Raw genomic sequence first — 9,024 nt, forward strand, 5'->3', positions numbered from 1 at the left:
GGGCACCATCAAGACCCCCATGCACCCCGAGGAGCACCACGAGGCCCTCGCCGCCCTGCACCCGGTCGGCCGGATGGGCGAGGTGAGCGACATCGTCGACGCGGTGGTCTACCTCGAGAACGCCCCGTTCGTCACCGGCGTCGTCCTCCCCGTCGACGGCGGCCAGACCGCCGGCCGCTGAGAGCCTGGCGGGCGACCTTCGCTCGCACGGTCCGCGCCCGGGGCACCACCCACGCTCCGGCCCGCGCGGCCCCGTCACCAGCGGGCGGATGCAGCCTGTCGCGTCGGCCGGCGAAGCGCGCCCCGGCAAGCGATGGCCGGGGCGCGAGGCGTCCTGCTCTCCGGAATCTCCGCCAAAAGCTCCGCAGTCATCGGCCCGTTCGGCGCCGAAGACGACCCGATCAGCGTCCGTCCGCCTTCGGTCAGTGACCCGGGGAGGCGGCCGCCCCACCTCACAGGAAGAAGACACTCCATGGCTTCGCCGCTGACCGCTCTCGGGGTGGACACTCCGATCCTGGCCGCCCCCATGGCCGGCGGGCCCAGCACTCCCGCACTGGTCACCGCGGCGGCGCGGGCGAACGGCCTGGGATTCCTCGCCGGCGGCTACAGGACGGCAGACGCGCTGGGCGAGCAGATCGCCAGGGTCCGCTCGCACGGCGTCTCCTTCGGAGTCAACCTCTTCGCGCCCAACCCGCTGCCGGTCGATCCGGAAGCCTTCCGCCGCTACGCCCGCGCGATCGCCCCCGTGGCCCAGACCTATGACGTCGACGTCCACGCTGCCGGCATCGTCGAGGACGACGACCACTGGTCGGAGAAAATCGACCTGCTGCTGTCCGACCCGGTACCGGTCGTCAGCTTCACCTTCGCGGTCCCCGACGCAGCCGTCATCGCCTCGCTGCGCGCCGCCGGAACCCTGGTCGTCCAGACCGTCACCTCGCCCGAGGAGGCCCGCCTGGCGGCGGAGGCCGGCGCCGACGTACTGGCCGTGCAGGCCTCGGCCGCCGGAGGGCACTCCGGCACGCTCACCCCGCAGCGCATCCCCGCCGCCATCCCGCTGTCCGACCTCCTGGCCCAGGTGCGCCAGGAGGTGTCGCTGCCGCTCGTCGCCGCAGGCGGGCTGGCCACCCCCGCCGACGTGGCCGGGGCCCTGCGCGCCGGGGCCACGGCGGTCATGGTCGGCACCGTGCTGCTGCGTGCGGATGAGGCAGGCACGTCGCTTCCCCACACGGCCGCGCTCACCGACCCGGCACGCCACCGGACGGTGGTGACGAGGGCGTTCACGGGCCGGCCCGCAAGGGCCCTGGCCAACGACTTCACCGACCAGTACACCGATCTCGCCCCCACCGGCTATCCGGCGCTGCACCATCTGACCAGCCCGATGCGTAGGGCTGCCGCGGCGGCCGGCGATCCGGAGCGGATCAACCTGTGGGCCGGTACCGGGCACCGCCACGCCACCGCCGAGCCCGCTGCGCGGATCCTGCGGCGGCTGGCCTCCCGGCTCTGACCACGACGCTCCCGGATCCGACCACGACACCGTGCCGGGAAACGCCCCGCCGGGACGACCCGAAAGGTGCGCTCCCGGGCGGTTCCTCAGCGCAGGATCTGACCGAAGACGACGGTGAAGAAGACCTCGAACGCCCGGGGCGAGCGGTCGGCCCGGGCAGCAATCAGCGTCCCTTCCCAGGAGCTCAGCACGAAGCGCGCCGAGGTGGTTGCTTCCAGGGTCTTCGGCACATCGACGTTCAAGGCGCCGGACAGCGGGCGTTCCGCGTCGCCCGGCCGGAGCAGGCTGGTCCGGGAGCACTCCACCGCGGGACCGCTGCCGCCGGGCACACAGCAGAGCCGGCCGAGCCGCCTGCCACACCCCCGCGACCGGCCGGCATCACGCTCCGGCCGCTGCCTCCTGTGGCGCGCGAACACGCAGCAGGGCGAGGCAGTTCGCCCAGAGGGCGCCGAGCGGGGACAGGTTGTTGTAGAGCTTCGCGAACAGCACCTGACCCTCGAGCTGCGCCACGATGCCCTGGGCCGCTTCCCGGGGGTCGGCGACGTCGACCTCCCCCCGCCGAAGTGCTTCGGCGACGACCGCCTCGACCATGTCCACCTGGGCATCGAAGATCTCCTGCAGGCGGCGGCGGATCGATTCGGTCTGATTGCTCAGTTCCAGGGTGAGGTTGCCGAACATGCACCCCGAGACAGTGCCGCAGGTCTTCTGGCCGTCGCGCTGAGCGGCCTCGTTCTCCTCGAACAGTTGTCGCAGCCGCTGCAGGGGTTCCGCATCGCTGTCGAGGATGTGGCTCCAGTCGCGCCGCTCGCCGGCCCAGTGCTCGTCGAGGACCGTGAGCGCCAGGGCCTCCTTGGACTCGAAGAAGTAGTAGAAGCTGCCCTTGGGCACACCGGCCGACTTGCAGATCTCGGCCACACCCAGCGCTGAGTACCCGCGCAGTTCGATCAGTGACTGCGCGGCGGTGATGATCTTCTCTCTGGCGTCACTCGTCCGTCCCATGTTGCAAGTATACGACCGCTCTACTAGTCTATACTAGACCGGTCACCTAGTAACTCTGTCGAGTCGGCCTGATGACATGAGGCGACCATTGAGACAGGTGCCGCCTTGCTATCCCTTACGCATGGACAAGAGGTAACCCGATGACCAATCCGATGCACGACGTACTGAAGCACTGGAAGGCCGCCTTCGACGGCCACGAGCCCGACGTCATGGCCGACCTGTTCACTCCCGACGCTCTCTTCCAGGGATTTGGACCCGAGGTCCTCTCCGGCCGGGATGCCGTACGCGGCTACTACGCCGCCGTCCCGGGCAAGCGCAGCGCCGACGTGAAGATCCTCCACACCTACACGATGGGCGAGCAGATGGCCGGAGGCTTCGCGGACGTCACTTTCAGCGGCCCGGACGGCTGGGAGACCGCGGTGCACATGTCGCTGGTCCTCCAGCGGGACGGCGACGCCTGGCGCATCCGCCAGTACCACGTCTCCCGGGTCAGCACCGAGCACTGAACCACACACTCGCGTCGTGTCCCGGGCGGGCCCTTCCTTCGTCGTGCAACCCCTGACCACAGGTTCATGGCGGTTCAAGATGATCAAGAGGTGGAGCTTCGGCAAGGCTGTCGGTACGGGCGCCGCGGCCTCCCTGGCCGGATGGCCCGGTCTCTCCTCGGCATCAGCGGCCACGCCCGGCCCGGGCCGACCGACAGCTCCGCGTGTGACCGGAGCAGTCGCGAACACGTCCTTCACCTTGAAACTGGTCGAGGTCGGCGCGCTGAACCTCGGCTACGCCGAGGTCAGCGCCGACTTCAGACACTCTCGCTCTCCACTGAGAATGGCCGCTACGATCTTTCCGAGCTGATGGTCGATCTGTCCGCGGGTGATGAGCACGGCAGGCGTATGCGTTGGACGCAGCCCGGCGCGGCGGATGCTCTCGGGGCCGTCTTCGGTGACGGCGCGCGCCTGGATGGAGTGATGGGACAGGGCGCGCGGTGTATCGACCTGTTCCTCCGAGTCGAGTGTGTCGAACCAAGCGCCCTCGGAGATCGGGCGCAGCGCTTGGGCGAGTTCGTTGAGTATCACGTCGCGTTCGTTCATGGCTGTCTTCCCCGGGACAGACGGCGCTCCTCTGCGGTGATCAGGATGCTGAGCAGTACGGCCAGATCGGCCGCGCCCTCTGCGTCGTCGGCCCAGCGGGGGGTCTGCAGTGGGTGCACATGGTCGAGGGAGACGCCTTTGCGGGCCAGGACAAAGGCCAGTGCCAGCATGGCCGCGCGAGCGTTGCCGTCCTCGAACGGATGGAAGAAGAGGACATCGAGGTAGGTTCGCGCGGCGCGTGAGGGGAGGGGCAGGCTCGGTTGAGCGCTCTCGGACAGACAGCGCTCGAACCGCGCACGCGTGTCGGGCGTGAGGCCGTAGCGCTCCTTACCGTCCTTCGCGAAGGCAGGCACGGCACGGCACGGCACGGAAGCCGACCTCGTTGCGGCCCAGCACGGCTCGCTGCCAGCCCTCCATGAGGGGGAAGGTCAGCGGCTTGCCCTGCTCCGCGTCAGCGCGGGCCAGGTCGAGGGCGACCAGGACACGCGCCGTTCCCTGGGGGTCGCGGCCGCCGCGCGTTGCCGTGAGGAACTCCCCGAACCGTCACGCGCCGACACTCCTGAGATGGGGTGCTCGCCCCTCCAGGACGGCCGGGCGATCCCCGTACGGATGTGGAGCCAGTCAGCAACTGCGAACTCACTTCGTCGACGACCGTGACATCCGGCGCGATCCAGTTGCCGAACCGGCCGCCGACCGCGGTCTTCACGATCTCCCGGGCTCGCTCCTCGGCGATGGTCCACGAACCGCCCTCGGATGCGGAGGGGAAAGCTGAGGGGCCCGGTCGAAAAACCGGGCCCCTCGAAGGAGTACGCGCACGGGTCAGAAGAAGACCCCGCAGCGCAGCAGCACGTTTGCGTACGGGCGGGCCTCACCTGTGCGGACGACCAGGCGGGCGTGCGCCGTCAGTTCCTTCAGCTTCTCGTGCGAGACCGGTTCCAGGTCCGGGAAGCGGGTGTCCAGCAGAGCGGACACCTCCGGGTTTGCGTCCCGGACCTCCTTCGCCGCCGTGGCGCCCTCGACCACCAGTTCGTCCAGCAGGCCGTCCAGGACCTCGGCGAAGGACGGCACCCCGGCGCGGAAGGCCAGGTCCACCACCCGGGGGCCCCTCGGTATCGGCATGCCCACGTCGCACACCAGGACCCCGTCCCCGTGCCCCAACTCGGCGAGCGCGCCCGCGAGATGTCGGTTCAGAATTCCGGCCTTCTTCACAGCGCCTCGACCTCCTCGGCGGTGGGGTACGACTCCTGCGCGCCGGGGCGGGTGACCGCCGCCGCGCCCACCCGCGCCGCGTACGCCGCCGCATCCGGCAGCGACGAGCCCGTGCCCAGCCGCCATGCCAGCGCCGCCGTGAACGCGTCGCCCGCGCCGGTGGTGTCCACCGCGTCCACCTTCACGGACGGGACACGGGTCATGGACTCGGCGGTCGCCACCAGCGCGCCCTCCGAGCCGAGCGTCACCACGACCGACCGCGGGCCGAGCGCCAGCAGCGCGGCGGCCCAATCCTCGGGCGAGCCGTCGAGGGCGGCGCCCGTGATGACCCGTGCCTCGTGCTCGTTCACGATCAGCGGGTCGCACGCCGCCAGCACCTCGGCGGGCAGCGGCCGGGGCGGCGACGGGTTCAGTACGAAACGGGTGCCGGACGGCAGGTTCCGTACGACCTCCACGACCGTCTCCAGCGGGATCTCCAACTGCGCGGAGACGGCGCGGGAGGCGTGCAAGAGGCTGGCGGCGGCGCGTACGTCCTCCGGTGTGAGGCGGGCGTTCGCACCCGGCGAGACGACGATGCTGTTGTCCCCCGACGGGTCCACCGTGATCAGCGCGACCCCCGTGGGCGCCCCGCCGACCAGCACACCGACGGTGTCCACGCCGGCCTCGCGCTGCGACTGGAGCAGCAGCCGGCCGTGCGCGTCGTCGCCGACCCGGGCCAGCAGCGCCGTACGGGCGCCGAGCCGTGCGGCGGCCACCGCCTGGTTCGCGCCCTTGCCGCCCGGATGGACAACGAGGCCGGAGCCGAGCACGGTCTCCCCGGCCGCGGGCCGTCGCTCGACGCCGATCACCAGGTCGGCGTTGGCCGATCCCACAACCAGCAGGTCGTAGTCGTACATGAACTGTCTCCCAACGGATCCCCACAGATCCCTACAGCGGTGAAAGCCGGTGCCACGACCGCGGACCGCGCCGCGGTGAACGAGCCGCACCGCGCGCGGCCCGCGGTCGAGACGACCGGAGGGGTGCGGTGGTCAGCCGGTGAACCCCGCCACGTTCTCCTGCGTGACCACCTTCACCGGAACCATCACGGTCTCCTCGACCTTCTTGCCCTGGGCGGCCCGCAGCGCGTTGTCGACCGCGATCCGGCCCAGCTCGCTCGGCTGCTGCGCCACCGACGCGTACAGCGTTCCCGCCTTGACCGCGGCCAGGCCGTCGGGCTCGCCGTCGAAGCCGACGACCTGGACGGACCTGCCGGCCTTGGAGCCGAGCGCCTTGATCGCGCCGAGCGCCATCTCGTCGTTCTCGGCGAAGACGCCCTGGATGCCCGGGTGGGCCTGGAACAGGTTCGCCATCACGTCGAGCCCCTTGGCGCGGTCGAAGTCGGCGGGCTGCTTGGCGACGACCTGGATGCCGGGGTAGGCCTTCAGGCCTTCCTCGAAGCCCGCGCCGCGCTCACGGCTCGCGGATGTGCCGGCCAGGCCCTGCAGGATCACGATCTTGCCCTTGCCGCCCAGCTTCTCGGCCAGCGCCTTGGCGCCCAGCTTGCCGCCCTCGACGTTGTCGGAGGCGACCAGCGCGGCCGTCTTCGCCTTGTTGACGGCGCGGTCGACGCCCACGACGGGGATGCCGGCCTTGTTCGCGCTCCGCACCGCGGGGCCCGCGGCGCTCGAGTCCACGGGGTTGACGATGATCGAACCGAGGCCCGAGCTGGTGAAGTTCTGCAGCTGGTTGGCCTGCTGCGAGGCGTCGTTCTGCGCGTCGGTGACGGTCAGGTCGACGCCGAACTTCTTAGCCTCGGCCTGGGCGCCCGTCTTGATCTGCACGAAGAACGGGTTGTTGAGCGTCGAGAGGGACAGGCCGACCTTCGGCGTCGTGGAGGACGAGCCGCCGTGCAGGACGGACAGCGCGCCGACCACGGCCGCCGCGACCACGGCGGCCAGCACGTACGTCACCGCCTGCTTGCCCTTGCCGCCAGGAGACGTCGTACCGGCCGCCACGGGCGTGGCCCCCGCCTTGCGCCGCACGGTGTCCAGCAGGACCGCCAGGGCGATCACGACACCGATGACGACCTGCTGCCAGAACGCCGACACCGAAAGCAGGTTGAGACCGTTGCGCAGCACCGCCAGGATCAGCGCGCCGATCAGCGTGCCCGACGCCTTGCCGGTACCGCCCGCGAGGGAGGCGCCGCCGATGACGACTGCGGCGATCGCGTCCAGCTCGTAGCCATTGGCGGCCTGCGGCTGCGCCGACGACAGGCGCGCGGCGAGCACGATGCCTGCGGCGGCGGCGAACAGCCCGGAGAGCGCGTAGATGGCGAGCTTCTGCTTCTTCACGCGCAGACCGGAGAGCCGGGCCGCCTCCTCGTTGCCGCCGATGGCGTACATGGAGCGGCCGATGTATGTACGGCCCAGCACGAATGCGGTGATCAGGCCCATGACGACCATGACCAGCACCGGCACGGGCAGCCAGCCGCCGAGTGTGTCACCGAGGTGCGAGACCGAGTTCGGGAACGCGATCGGGGAGCCCTGCGAGATGACCAGCGACAGACCACGGCCCACCGACAGCATCGCGAGCGTCGCGATGAACGGGGGCAGCTTCCCGTAGGAGATCAGGATGCCGTTGACGAGTCCGGCGGCGAGGCCGGTCGCGATCGCGAGGAGCACCGCTATCGCGACCGGAACCCCGGCCGACGTGGCGCTCCAGGCGAGCACGGTGGCCGACAGCGCGGCGACCGAACCCACCGACAGGTCGATGCCCGCCGAGACGATCACGAAGGTGACGCCAAAGGCGAGGATGGCGGTCACGGCCGCCTGGACGCCGATGTTGAGCAGGTTGTCGGTCGTCAAGAAGTCACCGGACAGCGCCGACATTGCGACGACGAGGACGATGAGCGCGGTGAGCGCGCCGTTGTCGAGCAGGAGGCGGCGGACCCCCGCGGCGCCCGTTGCGCTCTTGAGCGTGTCAGTGGCCACGGGTGGCCTCCGTTTCGTTGACAAGCGTGGTGGATGTGGAGAGGGCGAGTGCCATGACGGAGTCCTGGGTCGCCTCGGCGGCGGGGAGGTCGCCCGCGATCCGGCCCTGGGCCATCACCAGCACCCGGTCGCTCATGCCGAGCACCTCGGGCAGATCGCTGGAGATCATCAGGACGGCGGCACCCGCGGCAGTGAGTTCGTTGATCAGCTGGTAGATCTCGACCCTGGCGCCGACGTCGATGCCGCGCGTCGGCTCGTCGAGGATGAGCACCCTGGTGTCAGCGAGCAGCCACTTGCCGATGACGAGCTTCTGCTGGTTGCCGCCGGAGAGCGTGCGCACGTGCTGGCCGAGTCCGGCCATCCGCACGCCGAGCTGCTCGGCGACCTTTGCTGCGGCGTCCCGCTGCCCCTTGCGGTCGACGACCCCGCCGTGGGTCGCGGCCCGCATGGTCACGAGGCCCAGGTTCTCCTCGACGGTCGCATCGAGGACGAGCCCCTGCCCCTTGCGGTCCTCGGGCACGAGCCCGATCCCGGCCGCCATCGCGGCGTTCACGTCGGACCGGCGCACCTCCGCGCCCGCTACGCGCACGACTCCCCTGTCGTAGGGGTCGGCGCCGAACACGGCCCGGACGACCTCCGTACGACCGGCCCCCACGAGCCCCGCAATGCCGACGACCTCACCGGCCCGCACCTCGAAGGACACGTCGTGGAAGATCCCGTCGCGGGTGAGCCCCTCGACGGTGAGCAACGCGGCGCCCGTGTCGGGCCGTTCGCGCGGGTACTGCTGATCGATCGACCGCCCCACCATCAGGCGTACGAGCTCGTCCTCGGGGGTGGAAGCAGGCACCTGCCCGACGCTCTTGCCGTCGCGGATCAGCGTGACCCGGTCCCCGAGGGCGGCGATCTCCTCCAGGTGGTGGGTGATGAAGACGATCCCAACGCCGTCCTCGCGCAGCGTGCGCACGATGGCGAACAGCCTTTCGACCTCTTCGGAGGTGAGCACGGCGGTCGGCTCGTCCATGATGAGCACGCGCGCGTCGAGGCTGAGGGCCTTGGCGATCTCGACCATCTGAAGGCGGGCGATGCCGAGTTCACGCACCCGAGCCCGGGGGGAGACCTGCACGCCGACACGCTTGAGGAGTTCGGCGGCGTTTTCCGGCTCTCCTGCCGCATGTGTGGGTGCTGTGACCTGGTCTGATACGTGAAACACGCCGCTTCCTGTGATCCTTGAGGTGTCTAGGCTCAAGTTTGA

At 70.5% G+C, this 9,024-nt stretch carries 11 protein-coding genes; 3 read left to right on the plus strand and 8 right to left on the minus strand.

The genetic code is table 11. The annotated features are described in order from the left end of the window. Nucleotides 1-181, plus strand: a 181-nt coding sequence (locus tag AB0N06_RS36930; protein WP_366139062.1) for an SDR family oxidoreductase, incomplete at its 5' end; no start/stop codon positions are given. A 291-nt stretch (nt 182-472) separates the two neighbouring features. Continuing rightward, nucleotides 473-1,504: a nitronate monooxygenase gene (locus AB0N06_RS36935; protein WP_366139063.1), complete on the plus strand. Its 1,032-nt coding sequence runs from the start codon at nt 473-475 to the stop codon at nt 1,502-1,504. An 86-nt stretch (nt 1,505-1,590) separates the two neighbouring features. Here AB0N06_RS36935 and AB0N06_RS36940 read toward each other — a convergent pair whose 3' ends face one another. Both AB0N06_RS36940 and AB0N06_RS36945 read right to left on the minus strand, forming a co-directional pair. After that, on the minus strand, nt 1,591-1,833 hold the full coding sequence (locus AB0N06_RS36940) for a hypothetical protein (RefSeq protein WP_366139064.1): 243 nt from the start codon (nt 1,831-1,833) through the stop codon (nt 1,591-1,593). A 49-nt stretch (nt 1,834-1,882) separates the two neighbouring features. Further along, nucleotides 1,883-2,503, minus strand: coding sequence for a TetR/AcrR family transcriptional regulator (locus tag AB0N06_RS36945; RefSeq protein WP_366139065.1), 621 nt, complete (start codon nt 2,501-2,503; stop codon nt 1,883-1,885). Between the two features lie 140 nt (nt 2,504-2,643). Here AB0N06_RS36945 and AB0N06_RS36950 point away from each other — a divergent pair, with 140 nt between their 5' ends. Then, complete coding sequence (locus AB0N06_RS36950; RefSeq protein WP_366139066.1) at nt 2,644-3,009, plus strand: SgcJ/EcaC family oxidoreductase; 366 nt, start codon at nt 2,644-2,646, stop codon at nt 3,007-3,009. 273 nt (nt 3,010-3,282) lie between these two features. On the opposite strand, the gene AB0N06_RS36955 is transcribed toward AB0N06_RS36950, so the two are convergent. The 6 genes from AB0N06_RS36955 to AB0N06_RS36980 all read right to left on the minus strand — a co-directional run bounded on the left by AB0N06_RS36955 (nt 3,283) and on the right by AB0N06_RS36980 (nt 8,982). Beyond that, the gene (locus AB0N06_RS36955) at nt 3,283-3,594 is read right to left on the minus strand and encodes a DUF5958 family protein (protein WP_366139067.1); all 312 of its coding nucleotides are present in this window, start codon (nt 3,592-3,594) and stop codon (nt 3,283-3,285) included. Further along, nucleotides 3,591-3,947: a Fic family protein gene (locus tag AB0N06_RS36960; RefSeq protein WP_366139068.1), complete on the minus strand. Its 357-nt coding sequence runs from the start codon at nt 3,945-3,947 to the stop codon at nt 3,591-3,593. The genes AB0N06_RS36955 and AB0N06_RS36960 overlap by 4 nt, the downstream gene beginning before the upstream one ends. A 466-nt stretch (nt 3,948-4,413) precedes the next feature. Continuing rightward, the gene (rbsD, locus tag AB0N06_RS36965; protein ID WP_366139069.1) at nt 4,414-4,803 is read right to left on the minus strand and encodes a D-ribose pyranase; all 390 of its coding nucleotides are present in this window, start codon (nt 4,801-4,803) and stop codon (nt 4,414-4,416) included. Beyond that, nucleotides 4,800-5,699, minus strand: coding sequence for a ribokinase (locus AB0N06_RS36970; protein ID WP_366139071.1), 900 nt, complete (start codon nt 5,697-5,699; stop codon nt 4,800-4,802). Before AB0N06_RS36970 ends, rbsD begins: the two co-directional genes overlap by 4 nt. Before the next feature lie 132 nt (nt 5,700-5,831). Further along, entirely contained in the window at nt 5,832-7,772 is a 1,941-nt protein-coding gene (locus AB0N06_RS36975; RefSeq protein ID WP_366139072.1) for a substrate-binding domain-containing protein, read from the minus strand. Then, a complete protein-coding gene (locus tag AB0N06_RS36980; protein WP_366139073.1) occupies nt 7,762-8,982 on the minus strand; it encodes a sugar ABC transporter ATP-binding protein in 1,221 nt (406 codons plus the stop codon). The genes AB0N06_RS36975 and AB0N06_RS36980 overlap by 11 nt, the downstream gene beginning before the upstream one ends. Nucleotides 8,983-9,024: the final 42 nt, after the last annotated feature.

This window comes from Streptomyces sp. NPDC051020, assembly GCF_040683105.1.
In the GTDB taxonomy this organism is placed as follows: domain Bacteria; phylum Actinomycetota; class Actinomycetes; order Streptomycetales; family Streptomycetaceae; genus Streptomyces.